Source organism: Eubacterium sp. AF34-35BH (assembly GCF_003477765.1).
In the GTDB taxonomy this organism is placed as follows: Bacteria; Bacillota; Clostridia; order Lachnospirales; family Lachnospiraceae; genus Eubacterium_G.
This window is the reverse complement of the sequence record NZ_QUDZ01000001.1, coordinates 265,730-282,548: the sequence shown is the minus strand read 5'-3', so window position 1 is coordinate 282,548 and position 16,819 is coordinate 265,730. Positions and strand designations below refer to the sequence as shown.

Genomic DNA, 16,819 nt, shown 5'->3' with positions numbered 1-16,819 from the left:
ATATTATAATTTATCCATTTCTATAAGTCAATGAAACCCACCACTAGAAAAGGCATCCCTTTGTGCCTGTTCCTGCAACATGGGATGCCTTTTACTTCTACTGAAGTCTTTCAATCATAGCCACTAATGTGTCAATGTTTTCAAAGTTTTCTTCTGTTTTTTCTTCCATTGTTATTTCAATATCAAACTTATCTTCCAGTTCTGCAATTAACGCAATTATGTCCATGGAATCTAAATCTTCCGGAAGGTTCATGTCCTCATCGTTTACATCAATGTCTGGGCATATCATTTCTAAAATTTCAATAACTTCATCTCTCATATTCATTCTCCAATCTTTCTTTAATTATTTTCCAATGCTTTCAACTGTTTTCTTATGATTTTTCCATTGAAAGTTCTTGGAATTTCATCTATAACCTCAAAAGTCTTTGGCACTTTTAAAGATTCAAGTTTTGATAAAAGATACTTGGAAAGCTCTTTTTGATCCAGTTGATATCCTTCATTTAAAGTTACAAACAACTTAGGGGCTTCACCTGTTATTTCATCTTTAATCGGGATACATGCGCAATCTTTAATCATTTCATGCTTCATAGCTACTTCTTCTATTTCAGTAGGTGCAATTTTGATTCCACCCATGTTAATAACATCTCCCTGTCTGCCAAGAAGATACACTAAGCCATCCTCACCTAAGTAGCCTAAATCATTTGTATACACAACACCGTTTTCATCCATCACTTCTTTAGTAATTTCAGGTTCCTTGTAATAAGAACGCATATTCATTTTACCTTTAAAAGCAAGTATGCCCGGTTTTTCCAACGAAGCTTCTACTATATTTCGCTTGTCATCTACAAATAAGATTTCTGTATTAACTGTTGTTCGGCCAATACATTTTTTCTTGTGACCATATTTGCTAAATTCCAAAATCACTGTACAACCTGACTCTGTAGCCCCGTATGTATTGTACAATCTTGTAGTTGGAAACATTTTTGTTAATATTTCTTTATTTGTTTCAGACAATGGTGCTGAACCTAACTGAATATAGTGAAATTGATTATCATAGGTTGCAAATCTGTCCTTTGCAAATTTTAGAACCTGCTCAAGTATTGCAGGTACAAAAGTAATTGCTGTAATTTTGTATCTGTCTAATAATTTGAAAAAGTCCTCTACAAACTTGATTCCATCTGTTAAAACAATTGAACTTCCATTGTAAATTGCACCGTAAGATCTTCTTATTGCCAGGGAATGATTAATTGGTGTAGTAATCAATTCTATCTCATCCTTTTCCATACCAACACTGTCAATAACGTTTTGTGCAATAGCTACATTACACCCAAATGTAACTTCAATTCCTTTTGACTTTCCTGTTGTCCCTGTAGTAAACAAAATTTCGGACAAATCATCACTAGCCGGTAAACTAAATTCTTTTGAATTAACTGCTTCACTGTTGTCTGTATTTTCATTTGGTGTTACTGCCTCATTATTTTGGACAACCTTAAACATTTCCTTCAAACTAATATTATTAACAGTTGTATTCTTTACAGGTTTTTCTGCTAAATAAATATTTGAATCAACGAAATTCATTATTTCCATAATACGGTCGTCTTTTATGGCTTTTTCAAGAGGGCAAACAGCACCACCTGCTAGTTGTACACCGAAAACTCCTAACAAAAATTCAACTTTCTGTGCTCCTCGAATAACAACCATATCTCCTTTTTGTACGCCTTTTTCCTGAAGATAAACTGCCGCCTTTTTTACCATGTTCCAGAATTCTTTATAAGTAACCTGATTTTTCTTATCACCTACACATAATTTGTCAGGTGTTTTCTCAGCATTTATTTTTAATGCTTCAACAATTGAACTTATCTGTTCTTCCATTTTTGTGTCCTTTCTTCAATTAGAGATTACTAAAACTGTCCATAAACAAATGCTCCTGCATTATATCCTGAACCATATATACCAAATATAATAATTCCGAATATTAAACCAAAATATAATATCCAACGGAAAATAATATTCTGTTCGCAAATTACATCTCTAATGCCCTTGTTATCTTTATCAAATTTTTCCTGTAACATGCTAACACACCAAACTAACCCAATTAAAATAAGCGATAGTGTAAACCCATGTCTGTCCAGTCCAAAAGAATATAGGCTTTCGTCCCATAATGTATGTAATCCAAAATTTCTCAAATCAAAAGTTCTTTTGATAATCAATACTGCATGATGGAAACCTGCTGTAGATACAAAAAATATTCTACCAATGGCGGACAATAAGAATGTTCTTGCCATTCTAAATAAATTAAATGAAAAACATTCAGTGTTAATATGCAATAACTTATTTAATTTCTGTATTGGTACATCAAACACTGCTCCAAGTATAATCAAGATTCCATGATACACACCCCATAGCACGTAGCACATTGCCGCTCCATGCCACATACCTGTTACAATCCATACGCATGCTGCAGGGATTACTGTTGAAAATGCTCTTGATGCCTGATTGCCCCACTTCTTTCTTGTAAATCTGTTAATTGATTTACAAAGCTTCGACATTGAAACAGGATAAAGTAAATAATCCTTAAACCAGGCCCCAAGTGTAATGTGCCATCTTCTCCAAAACTCCGGCATGTTTTTTGAAAAATAAGGATGCCAGAAATTTCTTTCCAGCTCTATTCCAAAAATCTGTGAAACACCTCTTGCAATATCCATACACCCTGTCCAGTCTAAATACAACTGCATTGAAAAAAATATAATTGCAAGCACTAACGGTAAACCTGTAACCTCGTCCCACTTTGCATATACGCCGTTAGCGAAAATAGCCAACCTGTCTGCAATAACCATTTTTTCAAAATAACCCCATAACATTAACAGCAAACCTTTTTTTACTCTGTCATAATCAAACTTATATCTTTGATTAAACTGTTCTGCTAATTTGTTATATCTGCCAATTGGTCCCTGAACTATGTGTGGAAAATACGATGTGAACAAAGCAAGCTTCAAAATATTTTTCTCTGCTCTATATCGTTTCCAATAAACATCGAGTATGTATCCTACTGTCATAAAAGTATAAAATGATATACCAAGTGGTAAAACAAAACTCACAGATTTTGACCAGTCAACTCCAAACTTTGCAAGCACTGCGGACATACCGCGAAGTGCAAAATCCATATACTTAATTACACACAGCATACCCAAATTTATAACTAAATCCAGCAATAACCAGACTTTTCTTTTTGCTGTAAAATGTTTCTTTATGGATTTCTTCTTTTCTTTTGAGAAATCATGTTTTCCAATAATCTTCTTTTCTCTATCATGAAGTTTTTGTATCTTTCCTGCAAACAAATATGTTGTAACAGCAGTTATGCTAATATAAACTATGTACTTTGGACCTGAAAACATATAGAAAGCAATGCTTGCAAGTAGCAGTAAAAACCACTGACACTTTCTAAACAGGGTAAAGTACAAAATTGCAACCACAAGTACAAAACCTAAAAAACTTAAACTTGTAAAACTCATCCTTTGCCCTTTCTCCCTATACTTACAGTTCCATAAGCATTATTTTTTAAACTTACTGTATCTATAACTGACTTTGTTTTCTTATCGTAAACAACAATATTCATGGCATCCTCATACACATCACCACAGGCATTGTTGTTTACTCTTACTGAACAAAGTCCACCGCTAACTTTTGCTGAGTAAGACATTCCATCACTAAACTGTCCCCCCTGATCTATTACCGCTGTTGTGTATTTGTCTTCTTCTTTTGATATATTGATACTTGCATCTGACTTTACGTCCTCTGATACATAAACAAAATTATTTCCATAAACAGAATCTTTTTGGAACTTGTCAATTTTTATATTCATATCCTTAAAAAGATCTAACTGCTCTGTTGAAAAATTCAACTTATGTGATGATGAACCTGCAACTACAATAAATGCATAATCTTTGTCATTTATTAATTTAAGGTAATTATTTAAATTCATTTCTTTTAAAAGTTTTGCATTTTTCATCTGAGCTTCATAAGTTGCCATTTCCCACTGGAAGCTCTTTGTCACACTAGAATCTTTTTCTTTATAATTTGTAAGATTAAAATTCTTTGTCAAATATTTTCCAATGTAAGATGTTACCTTTTTTCCACCACTAATGTTCATATGGATATTGTCTGCACCATCTTCAGCAAAATTAATGCCTACAGCTTTTCTCATAGACTTCAAATTAAAATCTAAATACTTAACGCCTAATTCCTTTGCTAAATCATTTACATAATTGTACTTTTTAACACTCCAGCTTGTATCCGGTGTTTTGTATAAAATAAGCTCCACATTATTTTGTTTTGCTAACTTTGCAATCTTTTCAACATACTCTTTGTTTGTGGCGTTATATTTACTGTACTCAACTTTTTTTGCATCGAATCCGTCATACTTTCCTGCATCATCACTTGCCTTATCATATTTTGATGTATATTTAAAAGTATTTGTTAATGCAGCGTAGCCTTTTGTATCTGAATTATTGTTGCCCAAAACAAAATCATAATCGTCATAGTCTAACTCAGACCATCTTGTGTGATAAAGTGAAAGTGGAAAGAGATATTCAAAAATTCCCTGTGCTTCCTCATTATCTTTTATTTCCTTATCAGAGTTCACTGTGGCATAAGCGTACTCTAATTTTGTTTTTCCAAGTCGCATATAATCATAAGACTTTCTTGCCTTACTTTCTAACTTGTCATGCTTTCTTCCGAGAGTTTTAACCTCAACAAAAATCACCTTTGGCTTTTGTGTCTGTAAAGCTTCCTTTACCCAAAAATATGTTCCGCTCATAGTTAGGGAAACCACACTCAAATTGTAAGAAGATATTCCATATTCATTGTATAATTGAAAAGGATCCGCTGACGCAGCTACAACACTGGAGCCAAAGAACAACACATCTGTACTGTTCTTTTCCAGCTTATAAAAACTTACATTTGTTTTTGAAGATGCCCATCTGTCCTCTAACCACTTTGGCTTAAATAACCCATTAACAAAATCAAGTAGTAGGACAAATATCAGGCAAAAACAAACTATTTTTGCTAATATTTTCAATTTTCTTTTCATTGTCTAACTCCACATTAATTTTCTTTAGTATTTTCTTCCGTCAACATGCTATTCAAATGTTCCCATAACTCTCCGTATCCTTCACTAGCAGGAGTTACCGGTTTTTCAATTGGATTGTACATATGCTCCTTAATTAAACCATCCTTTGACATAACCATAATTCTGTTGCCAAGGGCAATTGCCTCCTGAATGTTATGAGTAATAAATAAAACTGTCATTTTCTCTTTTTCTTTTATGTGCATAAGTTCTGACTGCATTTGATTTCTTGTCATTGCATCTAATGCTGCAAATGGCTCATCCATCATAATGATTTTTGAACCTAATGCCATTCCTTTAGCAATAGCTACTCTCTGTTTCATACCACCACTTAGCTGATGTGGATAGTAGTCCTTGTATTGCAAAAGATTCACCTTGTCTAAATATTTCTCAGCTCTCTTTATTCTTTCTTTTTTGTCCTTCATGCCACTGCTCTTTAAAGGAAATGTTATGTTCCCAAGAACTGTCTTCCACGGAAACAACTGATTGAAGTCCTGAAACACCATAATTCTGTCAGTACCGGGACCTTTTACACTTTCGCCACTAACTTCAATTGTTCCTTCATAATCCTCAAAACCTGCAATACATCTAATCATGGTTGATTTTCCACAACCTGATGGTCCAAGCACACACAAGAAATCTCCTTCATAAATACTTAAGTCTATTCCCTTCAAAACAGGTTCAGTAGTATTGCTATATGTCTTTTTTAAATTTTCTATTTTTAAAATCTCATTGTTGCTCATCGTGTCATACCCCATTTCTTAAATGTTCTATTTTCAATAGTTCTAAAAATTCCGTATTCCACAACAAGTCCAATCATTATAATTATGATTATTGTTGCATATATACTTGCAAGGTCACTATTATCTCTTCTTTGAGTAATGTAATATCCCATACCAATAGTTCCTGCTCCACCAAAAACCATTTCCGCACTAATAAGCCCTCTCCAGGCTCTCGCCCAACCAACTTTTATGCCTGAGAAAATTCTTGGCATTGCCGCCGGAATGAAAACTCCAAACAAAAGTTTTATTGGTGACAGACCTATATTTTGTCCAACTTCCAAATATAATTTTGGCACAGCATTAAAGCCATCAATAATACTACGTGACATAGGCCACACAACTGAATGAACCACCAAAATCACAATGGCAATATCGTTTTGTCCATACAGAAAAATTATAATTGCTGAAATTAAAGCAATTCCCGGAATCAGGTCAAACATAGATACAACCATGTTGTAAACTGCCGCAAATGAATCTGAGATAACAGATATACCTGATAATACAATTGCTAAAACTATCCCTATACCTAATCCCTCTAACATTAGTAAGAGTGAGTGAAGCATAATGCCACCAAAACCTTTTTCAGTAAATCCCCATATCATTTTTTCAAAAATCATTCCTATGGATGGGAACAAATTTGCATTTCCGTTTTGTGCAAAATTGTATGCCACAATCTGCCATATAGCCACAACTATTACTATAAAAATAATCTGACACAATAAACCTTTTGTTTTTTTCTTCACTGCTTTTGTCTCCTTGTAACTTTATTTTCCTTTTACACCATCGTATACAATGTCACTAAGATTTCCTGAATATTCGTTTTCTAAAAATCCTTCATCCTGCATAAACTGAACAAAATTTCCTACACCCTGTAGTGTTGTTGAATATTGTGATTTTGAATCACTCATCCACTTAACAATATCTTCCACGCTGTCATCAAGTTCTAATTTATCTTTTACAAGTTGTGCTGTTTCTTCAGGATTGTTCTTTACATACTGCATAGCTTCATCAAGTGCTTTGCAAACTGCATTGTATAAATCTTTGTTATTTTCATATAGATTTTTTGAAGCAATTCCCACAATAGATGTATCTCCAGGCACCCACACATCTTCACTAATAGCAATTTCATGAGTTCCCTCCACAGCTAACTCTTTGAAATTATACGGTGAAATTACAATATGTGCCTTAATTGAACCACTTTTAATTCCGTCAAATCCTGATGCATTGTCAACCGAATTAAGCACATTATCAAATGCATGAGCATCTCCAAGTTCAGCCTTAGCAGCCATACCAAGTAAAATATGTCCCTGGCTGTTTGTACTTAAAACTCCTATCTGAATTTTTTTATCTTTTAAATCTTTTAAAGTGTTTATATCCTTTTGATTTGTAACAATTGAATATGGCTGTGAAGAAATACCTGAAAAGATTTTGTATTTACTGCCACTTAAAATTCCAACAACTGCCGGTGGCAATCCTAATGTTCCAATATCAATGCTTCCACTTGATACGCCTTCTTTAATTGTGTTTCCATCTTTCTCAACCTGACAATCAACTTCTAAATCCTTGTCATAATATTTTGAAATCATATTCTTTTCTGCCATTATCATTACTGGTGCATAAGCAATACTTTTCTGGTATCTGATAACAATCTTGTTATCATTTTTGCTTTCCTTACTGCTGCCTCCACATGCTGTCATTGTTACTGCCATAGCTGTAATCAGCGCGAAGCTCAAAACTTTTTTAATAATTCTCATATTTTTAAATTCCTTTCATTTAATGTTTTTGTTTTTTGTTTTTCTTTTGGTTATATTTCTTTTTATTTTTTCTAAAAATCCTATTTTTCCCATTTTTACTAATACCTTTGTGAGTTTATCAATCTGATATGATGTGATTTTGATATAAATTTTCCATCAAATTTCGACTTTACTCTTTTAGCAGATTATTTACAAAATACATAAGGAGACAAAAAATGAAGAGATATTATAAGGTTATTTTTCTTTTACTATTAATTTTTCTTGGCATAAATTGTACCCCAACCTATGCCACATCTAACGATATTTCAACAACACGAATTTTATTTATCGGAAACAGCTCAACCTATTACAATCAAATGCCTTTGATGGTGGAAGGTCTTGCTAAAGCTAACAATATTAACTGTGAGGTCAAATCCATTACAGCCTCTAGTTATAAACTTACTCAATTTGCCACAACGGGCAATGCTTATAACACAGAAATTGTTAATGCTCTATCAAAAGAGAAATGGGATTTTGTTATTTTGCAGGAGCACCGCGAAAATATAATGGGTAATTTAGAAGCAACTAAAAATGCTATCACAAACTTAAAATCAACAATTGATAGCACAGGTGCAAAGACAATACTATATGAAACTCAGGCAGATTATATTGGTAATGATTTTATAATTGATGGCACTTCAATTTACTTTGACAATATTACCTTGCAAAATTATATGACTAAATTCTATTTTTCTCTTGGAAATAAATTTGACTGCAAAGTTGCACCTGTAGGTGTCAATTATACAAGATGCATGAAAGAATATCCTGAAATTAACTTATATAATTCCGACATGATTCATCCAACATTAGAGGGAAGTTATCTGGCTGCCTGCACACTTTTTCAGACTATATTTGAAACATCAGCTTACAACAATACTTTTTTGTCAGGAAGTGAATTCGACACCAGCCATATTATAGATAAATTAGATAATGATACTGCAAAAAAACTTCAGAATGTAGCCGACGGAATGATAACTTTATCTACCTATAACGTTACTCTTAAAAAAGGGGAAAAAGCCTCTGTGAATGCCAAAATCACTTTCACTGACACAAACCCTGTTATGGCAAATTATTCAAATACAATAACATATTCAAGCACTAACGAATCAAGCGTAGGTGTAAATTCACAAAAAGGTACCATTACTGCAATTAGAAATGGTTCTTCAATGATTAAAGCTTCAACAGATAGCGGACTTATGGCATTCTGCACAGTAAATGTTGTTCAGCCTTCTACCTCTCTTACTATAAAAGAAGGTAGTATTTACCTACACATAAAAGATACTGCAAAGTACACTACGGAAATTTATCCAACTGACACCACTGATACAATCACTTGGACAAGTAGTAATCCATCTGTAGTTTCTGTTGATGAAACAGGTACAGTCAAAGCAAAAAAAATCGGTTCTGCAAAGATTACTGCAAAAACAGATAGTGGCATAAAATTGACCCGATATGTAAGAGTTAAACTTAAAACTCCTACATCAGTAAAAGCTGTTAAAACCAGCGGTTCTACAAAAAGCTATAAATATTCAAACGTTAAAGTAACCTGGAAGAAAAATTCATCTGCTGTTAAATACTACATTTACAGAAGACGATTAGGTAAATCAAAATATACCAAAATAGCTACTACAACTACTAATAAGTTCATTAATTATAATGTTAAAAAAGGTAGAACCTATTACTACAAAATCGTAGCGGTATATTCAAGCTCATTGTGTAACAGCTATAAATCACCTGCTGCCAAAATCAAATTACAGTAAAGAGATATAAAGAGGAATGTACTAAAGAACATAATAAAAACTTGTATAAACAAACTTGCTGCATTTTCTAATGAAGTAATCTAACACCTTTTGTTGAAATAATGTTATAATCTATGTTTGAGATTTATAACTAGAAAATATTAAAAAAATTTCTATTATAATCATTTTTTTAATTAAAGGTGAATTTATGTTACATGATGCAGATATTAGAGAGCCTCTGTTTAATTATCTGGAGGATTCTTACGGAAAAATACGAATACTTGAAGAAGTAGAAATTGCCCGCTCAAGAGCTGATGTTATTATGGTTACTGACGATTCTTTAGTGGGACTTGAAATAAAAAGCGACGCAGATACATATGTAAGATTAGAGAGACAGGTAAAAGACTATAATCTTTTCTTCGACTATAATTATGTTGTGGTTGGTTCAACTCACGCAAAACACGTTAATGAACATATACCTGACAGTTGGGGAATTATTTCTGCTGAGCTAATTGACGGCAACATGGACTTCTATGTACTACGGGAACCTACACGAAATAAACGCCAGCGTATTAAGCGTAAGCTTAGTTTATTATGGCGACCTGAACTTGCACATATTCAGGAACGAAATGAACTTCCAAAGTATAAACAGAAAAGCAAGGATTTTGTTGTAAACAAGCTTATTGAAAAACTTCCACGAGAGCAACTTGATTTAGAAATCAGCACTGAACTTTTTGAGCGAGACTATACTTTGATTGCTGACATAATCGCAAACTACAAGAAAGAGAATCAGAAACCTGTTAGGAAAAGGCGTTCAAAAAAATCCAAAAAGATTTCACGCCAACACATATAAAAAAGGTACTACTAATGAAAATCTGTGCAGCCTCCAATGGTTAGATTCGTAAATCTAACTTTTGAAAAGCCTGTGCAATTAGTAGTACCTTTATTTATTATTTTAAATAAATTTTTTCTCTTGGTAGGAAGCTCTTGGCTATTGTTGCCATTTCCTGTGGTGTTTCCTTCATTCCGCCACGAACCCAGTTTTCTACAACAGCCGTACAGCCAAAAACTATATAGTATCTGTAATATTTAAACTGTTTCAGAGATTCATCCATAAACTTATCTTTCCATCTAAGCATATACTTGTCATGTATGTAATATCCCATTTTTTCATAACCGGTCTGGTTGTTCACACTAAAACACAACAAACCTGCTTTGATTTTATCCTCATAAAAATAGTTAAACAGGCCATAGAAAAAGCCCTCTGCGTTTCCTCCTTCTGTAGCCTCAACAACTTTTTGAATATCTTCGGCAATTTCATCCTGTAACTGCTCAAGCATATCCACAGGATCACGATAATACTGATAAAAAGTTGTTCGAGTCACATCAGCCTTTTTTGCTAACTCGCTTACTGTAACATCCATAACATTTTTCTCTTTCAGTATTTCAATTAAAGCCTCAGTAAGTATCTTTTTTGTTCGTCTTATTCTTTTGTCTACCTTACAAGTGTTTTCCATTTTGCGCCTCCTATACCTTGAAGGATATTCCTCAAAATGGTATTTTACCACTTTTAGACATATTAGTAAAATTGTAAAATAAGCCTACTTGTAAAAAGGAAAGGTTATTCCGCTAGCACTACCATACTGTGACCATACCGTAGTCCATTTTGTCATTTTCCATTTTGACTTTTCTTTTTTGAACCAAATAAAATGACCTGCTTCATGGTCTGATTCCACATAATACACTTTGGCAGTTTTATTTGTATTATAAAAAACCTTATAGTATTCTATGTCGTCAATCATGTTTGTCTGTTTATACTGATTCTTAAATTCACTTCCAAATAAAAGAGTGTTACCTTCCACAAAAATATATGGCACAAGAATTATTAAAATTAAGGCAACTATTACAATTATTTTTATTTTCTTTTTCATATATTAGCCTTTCTTTGTCTACTTACCCTTTGTAATATTCTATATTGTTATTTTTTAGAAATTCTTCTACTTTTCGCTTTTTACAGAACTCGCACATATTTTCATGAGCTACACTCGACATAAAAACTTTGCCTTTTCTATAAAAACTTAAATCTTCAGGAAAATCAGGATATTTCCACTGATATAAATCCTTAACATAATCGAAAAATTTTCTCGTATCATCATTTAGTTCAATCAGAAATATTTCTTTTTCATATTCTGAAATAGAATCACAATATACCGTATCAATATAATGATTCTTGATATGCTCAGAAATACTATCTAAATACTTTTTAATATTAACACGATATCTATTATAATCCTCAACCCAGTCGTCATCCATTTCTGTATATCCTATTTTATATTCAGGAAAATATTTCGCATTAGATTCATTTATTAATGTTTTTCCTAAATTTGGCACACAAAACGCAAATTGATCACATTGTGTCATCAGGAAGTCTATCACTTTATCGTATAATTCTCCTGATATTTCACTTGTAATGCAAAAATGTTTCTTCCTAAATATTGTTTTTAATAAAATTGATATATATGCTAACATAATTTACCTCCTTAAAAATATCAAATTACTAATAATTTAATCTTCAATGTGTATAAGACTAAATTATTCTATAAAGCTATTTGTTACTTTATCTAAAACAAATACCATACATGGGCGCCATTTCTATTATAAGTATGATAATGCCAGTAATATCCTATAATTCCATTTTTTCCCTTATCAATTTCAGCCTTTGTTGGTTTTTTATTATTGCCAGCAGCTTTAGCTACAGCTTTCGCCTCTGCTTTAGTAACTGTAAACACATTGTGTCTTCTTGAAACCTCTTTTACAGCCTGCGAATATGATAATGGTCTACCAATATCAACATATCCTTTTTTTAAAGTTGCACTCCAATAACGAGTTTTAGATGTTCTTTTAACACGACTTCTTATCTTTGCTTCAGCCTTTGCTACTTCTGTAAATGCCTTAACAGCTTTAATGGCTTTTTTTATTTTACTCTTTCCCCAACTGAATGCACGTTTACCACCATGCACAACGGTATATGCTATACCAGACATTCCATTTCCTACTAATTTACAATATTCCTTAAACGAATTCATTATCTTTTTTATACTACAATATGCAATTACCGTTCCTACCAGTATTACACAAGCCTTTATAAACTCGTAAGCATAATATATTATTATAGGAGATTTACCATTTGGATCTGTGCAATTTACAACATTGTTGTTACAATAGCAATATAGATTATCTTTATATATACTTGTATCTTTTATTCCTAATATTTTAACATCATCTGCATTAATAAATCTTCCTGTTTCAGAATCATAGTACCTACTTTGGAGATAGTAAAATCCACTTTCGTTATCTTTGTAATATCCTCGATAAGTTATATGATTTAATTTTAATGCTGTTTCATTTTCATATGATACATCAACAATATTTCCCCATGCATCGTATGAATACTTCACAAGTTCTTTTCCCTTTGTATCAAGAAGACCAATAACATCTCCCTGTTTATTTTTTTCAAAATAAATTGGTGTTTTAACGATATTACTATTATCAACTTCACTATACTCAAAACCTATAGCTTCATCATCATTGTTATAAAAATACCAAATATCATACTTCTTTTCATCTCCCTTATATGCTACTGTCTCTCTTATAAGCTTAGAATCATCCCATTGATAATTAGTTATAGATTCCTTTGTATCTTTATATGTTCTTAATCCATCCTGATTATATTTATATGTAACACTTGAACCATCTTTTAATGTCATTTGTTCAAGTTGTCTGCCTCTTGTCCACTTAAAAGTTTTTCCGTCAATATAATCTATAGGATTTCCCATACCATCATAAGTTATCTTCTGTCCGTCATACTGTGTAAGTTGATCTGCCCATTCTCCATTTTGATAACTATATTTAATATCTCTTACATTAGTAAGACTTCCATCATTATTAATTTCTTTTATGTGTTTTGCTACAACATTTCCTGTACTTGTATATCCATATGTACAACCTGTTTTATTAACATAATCAAGTTCCTTTGTAATTCTTCCGTGTACATCATAGGCATATTCATAAATTTTCTTATCGCCCAGCTTTATTTCCGTTATATTTCCTGCCAAATCATATATATAGCTAAATACCTTTTTATTTCCACTAAAAATTATTGTATATAATGATTCCTGTTCTGTATTCTTCTTTTCATCTACATTAAATATTCCCTGACCATTAAGACTTGAATACAATTTTCTGCTTATTGTTTGTTCATTATCACTTGACTCTTCTGTCAACACTGCATTATTGTAAAATACATTTGTCATCAATACTTTGTTTTCATCTGACATATCAGACTTTTGAGTTGTCTTATATGTTGCGTTTCTGTCTAAAATATCTTTATATGTATACTCAATATTTTTTTGTGTAATGCCACTTTCTTCATTTTGTTCTGTATTGACTGTCTTTATAAAGCCATCATTTCTTTCAACCTTTACATTATCACCTGTATAAATGTAGTTATAACTTACAGCTTCTTTTCCTGTATTATCTGTGAATTTTATAATCTTTCCCGCATCATTGTATTCGGTTGTATATGCAGGAATGCTGTTTGTATCATAATATATTTCTACTTTCCTAGCAACTGATGTTGTATCGTTTTCTGCCACCTTCATTTCAGTTGTTACTGTTCGAATCTTTTGATTATTACCATATGTAGTTGTATTTTCTGTACTGTTTATTATCTCTCCTACAGCAATATCGGAAGCTTCATCATTGCTTTTTATTATATTTTCCGAATTATTTACAAGCTCTATATTTCCTACTTTAAGCGACTTCATCTCACTGTCTTGATATTCCATTGTATATGCTGTTTTCTGATCACATATGTATATTACATTTCCGTCACTATCATATGTATATGTAATGCATATTGTGTGGTCTTTATCATTTTGATTTTCTTCTATAACAGCAGTGTTGTTTCCTTTTTCATCATAGAAATATTTTACCACTTTATTTAAGTTTTCATCACCATAATCGGTTGTTACTTTTTTTATATCATTTCTATAAATATTTTTTAAATATGTGGTCTTTACACCGTTGTCATATTCAGAATATTCTCTATCGTAAAGTCCTTTATGTACCTCTGCTGAACATGCTCCTAATCTATCTGTTCCTTTATTCTGAGGGTTATCTGTTTTTCTCGGATTTGTTGTTTCAAAATCATCAGAATCTTTTATTTCATCAAAATCTGAATCCTTTAACCACGGATCTGTTCCTTCTTTATATTCTCTTAAATCTGTCCATCCATCTCCATCACTATCTGCTCCTGATTCATTTGCTACTGCCGGATCTGTACCCAATGTAAATACTTCATAGCCATCTGGGAATCCATCTCCGTCTGTATCCTGATTGTATGTGCCATCAGATTTCTTTTCATTCCACTTTGTCTTAAAATCCCATATTTCATATCCATTTTCGAGTCCATCTCCGTCTGTATCAATTTTAACATTTTCGTAGGTGATTTCTGAATCATCATCCTCATTGCTCTTCTTAAGAGATACAATATTCGAAGGTCTAACTGTTCCATCAGAATATAACAAGCATGCTCTTAAATCTATACAATCTTCATTGTCTGATGCTATCTTGATTGTCTCGTCTATTGTTGTTCCCTTTCCTACTACTGAAAACACTGATGCATTATTTTTTCTCGCATATATTTTATATCCGGTTACTGTCACCCCATCATCTGTATTATTATCTGTAATGTTAAGTTGAATATTATTTTCATCATTAGCATACTCTGCATTTAATTCTACTGTTTCATCATATGATTTCATTTCTCTATAATTAACAGCAATTGCCATATATAATGGATCTCCGTATTTACCATTCTCTGAACTTGAATACTGTATTTCAGGACTATAGATAGATGCTGCCATTCCTTTTTCAGGACATGTGAACACTAATCCATTATCCTCTAACTTACCATCTGCTATATCCTGCACCCAATCAGTTATATCTAGTGTATGACGATTTCCTTCCTCTCCTGTACACTGTGTTTCAGCAATATAATCATCTGATATTTTGGGCTGTGAATTCCATGTTATTGTTGATTTATCCCATTTAGCTAATGCTCTTTTTACTTGAACAGTACCTGTTGGATAATAATCCGGTGTTTTACTTTCACTAAAAATAAGTTCTGCACTTTCTATATATTTGCCTTTAAGAGGTGTTTTAGTTCCAACAAAACTTTTTCCACTTAAAAGATTTGTTGTATCAAGATATATTCTATTTTCACTATTATATGGATATGCATCTTTTAGATAATTAGTAACGTTTAATATTTTATAGTTCATCATTGAATCAGCCATAAATGGAACTGACCATACACCTCTTGTTGCTAAATAGTCAGACATCCATACCATTGTCGGATCAACCTTCACAGGATACTTCAATGATTCATTATCAAAATATTGTCTGTTAAGTTTAACTTCTATTTCTGTCTCTGAATTTTCTTTCTTTAGTTTATATTCAACATTTTCATAATCTACATCTCCATTACCATCCTCTAAATTTGGTGGTGAAATATATCCTATTGTTTCATTTGTACTACTATCACATACTAAAATTCCTCTGTCATTTTTTCTTTGCTTCAAGCATATGTTTTCACCTTCTATTTTATATTTAAATGAGTATTTTTCAGGTTTTTCTTTTAGTAATATATTTTCCTTAACTCCGTTCTTCATTGAAATATACTCATATTTAATATTCGTTTCTTCTGTTGAATATGTAACTGTACTTTCATTCTTTTGCGGAATATATTCTTCTTCAGTTACAGGCAACATATTTAATATATATTTCCCATTATTCAAAACAACCCCTGTATCTACAGATAATGTCTTTGGGAAATATTGTCTTATGTTCCCACTTTCATTTATATATTTATAGTCTTCTCCGTTTACGTCTGTCTTTTCATCTAATATATCTTTCGCATCTTTTGATATTTTAACAAGTTTCGTTGAAAAGTCTGCCAAGTTCCCCTTATCTTTAAATCTTATACTATCTGTATGTATTTCTGTCTTTTTAGAGCCATCACTCATTAAATAAGTATTTGAATTTTGAGTTCTTTCATCTTTTAACTCTTTTAAAACTTTCGGCTTCTCTTTAACTACTGTTTGTTCAGGTTTACTTGCATTTTCTACTCCACTGACAGATTTATACACTCCTCCGTTTCCCAGTGTGGTAGTTGTAGCTACCGTAAGTGCAATAGCTACTACTTTTTTGAACTTCCTACTCTTAAAAATCTTCTTTTTCATGTTCCTTCCTCCCATGTTTTTCATGTGTTACTTGGTATTACTTCATACCGGTTACTAATTATGGGAAATGAACAAA

Annotated in this window: 13 protein-coding genes; 2 read left to right on the top strand and 11 right to left on the bottom strand. The window is 32.2% G+C overall.

Annotated elements, in window-relative coordinates:
* Positions 1–97 precede the first annotated feature (97 nt).
* From DWZ69_RS01270 to DWZ69_RS01240, 7 genes are read right to left on the bottom strand one after another with little or no spacing between them, the layout of a single operon-like run.
* A complete protein-coding gene (locus DWZ69_RS01270; protein WP_022166309.1) occupies positions 98–319 on the bottom strand; it encodes an acyl carrier protein in 222 nt (73 codons plus the stop codon).
* A gap of 20 nt (positions 320–339) precedes the next feature.
* The gene (locus DWZ69_RS01265) at positions 340–1,872 is read right to left on the bottom strand and encodes a class I adenylate-forming enzyme family protein (RefSeq protein ID WP_022166310.1); all 1,533 of its coding nucleotides are present in this window, start codon (positions 1,870–1,872) and stop codon (positions 340–342) included.
* Positions 1,873–1,901: 29 nt separating this feature from the next.
* Positions 1,902–3,512: an MBOAT family O-acyltransferase gene (locus DWZ69_RS01260; protein WP_117999384.1), complete on the bottom strand. Its 1,611-nt coding sequence runs from the start codon at positions 3,510–3,512 to the stop codon at positions 1,902–1,904.
* Complete coding sequence (locus DWZ69_RS01255) at positions 3,509–5,089, bottom strand: hypothetical protein (RefSeq protein WP_118435741.1); 1,581 nt, start codon at positions 5,087–5,089, stop codon at positions 3,509–3,511. Before DWZ69_RS01255 ends, DWZ69_RS01260 begins: the two co-directional genes overlap by 4 nt.
* Positions 5,090–5,103: 14 nt before the next feature.
* Positions 5,104–5,868: an ABC transporter ATP-binding protein gene (locus tag DWZ69_RS01250; RefSeq protein ID WP_022166313.1), complete on the bottom strand. Its 765-nt coding sequence runs from the start codon at positions 5,866–5,868 to the stop codon at positions 5,104–5,106.
* On the bottom strand, positions 5,865–6,650 hold the full coding sequence (locus DWZ69_RS01245) for an ABC transporter permease subunit (protein ID WP_022166314.1): 786 nt from the start codon (positions 6,648–6,650) through the stop codon (positions 5,865–5,867). The genes DWZ69_RS01250 and DWZ69_RS01245 overlap by 4 nt, the downstream gene beginning before the upstream one ends.
* A 21-nt stretch (positions 6,651–6,671) precedes the next feature.
* The gene (locus DWZ69_RS01240) at positions 6,672–7,661 is read right to left on the bottom strand and encodes an ABC transporter substrate-binding protein (RefSeq protein ID WP_118435739.1); all 990 of its coding nucleotides are present in this window, start codon (positions 7,659–7,661) and stop codon (positions 6,672–6,674) included.
* Positions 7,662–7,876: 215 nt separating this feature from the next.
* On the opposite strand from DWZ69_RS01240, the gene DWZ69_RS01235 reads away from it, so the two are divergent.
* Both DWZ69_RS01235 and DWZ69_RS01230 read left to right on the top strand, forming a co-directional pair.
* Positions 7,877–9,460 (top strand): Ig-like domain-containing protein, encoded by a 1,584-nt coding sequence (locus DWZ69_RS01235; protein WP_117999382.1) that lies wholly within the window; start codon positions 7,877–7,879, stop codon positions 9,458–9,460.
* Between the two features lie 187 nt (positions 9,461–9,647).
* Positions 9,648–10,292, top strand: a complete 645-nt coding sequence (locus tag DWZ69_RS01230) for a sce7726 family protein (protein ID WP_117999381.1) — start codon at positions 9,648–9,650, stop codon at positions 10,290–10,292.
* Between the two features lie 97 nt (positions 10,293–10,389).
* On the opposite strand, the gene DWZ69_RS01225 is transcribed toward DWZ69_RS01230, so the two are convergent.
* The 4 genes from DWZ69_RS01225 to DWZ69_RS01210 form a co-directional block, all read right to left on the bottom strand.
* The gene (locus tag DWZ69_RS01225; RefSeq protein ID WP_022164567.1) at positions 10,390–10,956 is read right to left on the bottom strand and encodes a TetR/AcrR family transcriptional regulator; all 567 of its coding nucleotides are present in this window, start codon (positions 10,954–10,956) and stop codon (positions 10,390–10,392) included.
* Positions 10,957–11,040: 84 nt separating this feature from the next.
* On the bottom strand, positions 11,041–11,370 hold the full coding sequence (locus DWZ69_RS01220) for a hypothetical protein (protein WP_022164566.1): 330 nt from the start codon (positions 11,368–11,370) through the stop codon (positions 11,041–11,043).
* A 22-nt stretch (positions 11,371–11,392) separates the two neighbouring features.
* Positions 11,393–11,968, bottom strand: a complete 576-nt coding sequence (locus DWZ69_RS01215; RefSeq protein WP_022164565.1) for a hypothetical protein — start codon at positions 11,966–11,968, stop codon at positions 11,393–11,395.
* Between the two features lie 92 nt (positions 11,969–12,060).
* Complete coding sequence (locus DWZ69_RS01210; RefSeq protein WP_158573336.1) at positions 12,061–16,743, bottom strand: RHS repeat-associated core domain-containing protein; 4,683 nt, start codon at positions 16,741–16,743, stop codon at positions 12,061–12,063.
* Between the last annotated feature and the right edge of the window lie 76 nt (positions 16,744–16,819).

Bases quoted from the DNA above. Each gene is read 5' to 3' on its own strand.
- DWZ69_RS01265 (WP_022166310.1), bottom strand. From the start codon at position 1,872: ATGGAAGAACAGATAAGTTCAATTGTTGAAGCATTAAAAATAAATGCT.
- DWZ69_RS01235 (WP_117999382.1), top strand. From the start codon at position 7,877: ATGAAGAGATATTATAAGGTTATTTTTCTTTTACTATTAATTTTTCTT.
- DWZ69_RS01260 (WP_117999384.1), bottom strand. From the start codon at position 3,512: ATGAGTTTTACAAGTTTAAGTTTTTTAGGTTTTGTACTTGTGGTTGCA.
- DWZ69_RS01225 (WP_022164567.1), bottom strand. From the start codon at position 10,956: ATGGAAAACACTTGTAAGGTAGACAAAAGAATAAGACGAACAAAAAAG.
- DWZ69_RS01240 (WP_118435739.1), bottom strand. From the start codon at position 7,661: ATGAGAATTATTAAAAAAGTTTTGAGCTTCGCGCTGATTACAGCTATG.
- DWZ69_RS01210 (WP_158573336.1), bottom strand. From the start codon at position 16,743: ATGAAAAAGAAGATTTTTAAGAGTAGGAAGTTCAAAAAAGTAGTAGCT.
- DWZ69_RS01255 (WP_118435741.1), bottom strand. From the start codon at position 5,089: ATGAAAAGAAAATTGAAAATATTAGCAAAAATAGTTTGTTTTTGCCTG.
- DWZ69_RS01250 (WP_022166313.1), bottom strand. From the start codon at position 5,868: ATGAGCAACAATGAGATTTTAAAAATAGAAAATTTAAAAAAGACATAT.
- DWZ69_RS01215 (WP_022164565.1), bottom strand. From the start codon at position 11,968: ATGTTAGCATATATATCAATTTTATTAAAAACAATATTTAGGAAGAAA.
- DWZ69_RS01230 (WP_117999381.1), top strand. From the start codon at position 9,648: ATGTTACATGATGCAGATATTAGAGAGCCTCTGTTTAATTATCTGGAG.
- DWZ69_RS01220 (WP_022164566.1), bottom strand. From the start codon at position 11,370: ATGAAAAAGAAAATAAAAATAATTGTAATAGTTGCCTTAATTTTAATA.
- DWZ69_RS01270 (WP_022166309.1), bottom strand. From the start codon at position 319: ATGAGAGATGAAGTTATTGAAATTTTAGAAATGATATGCCCAGACATT.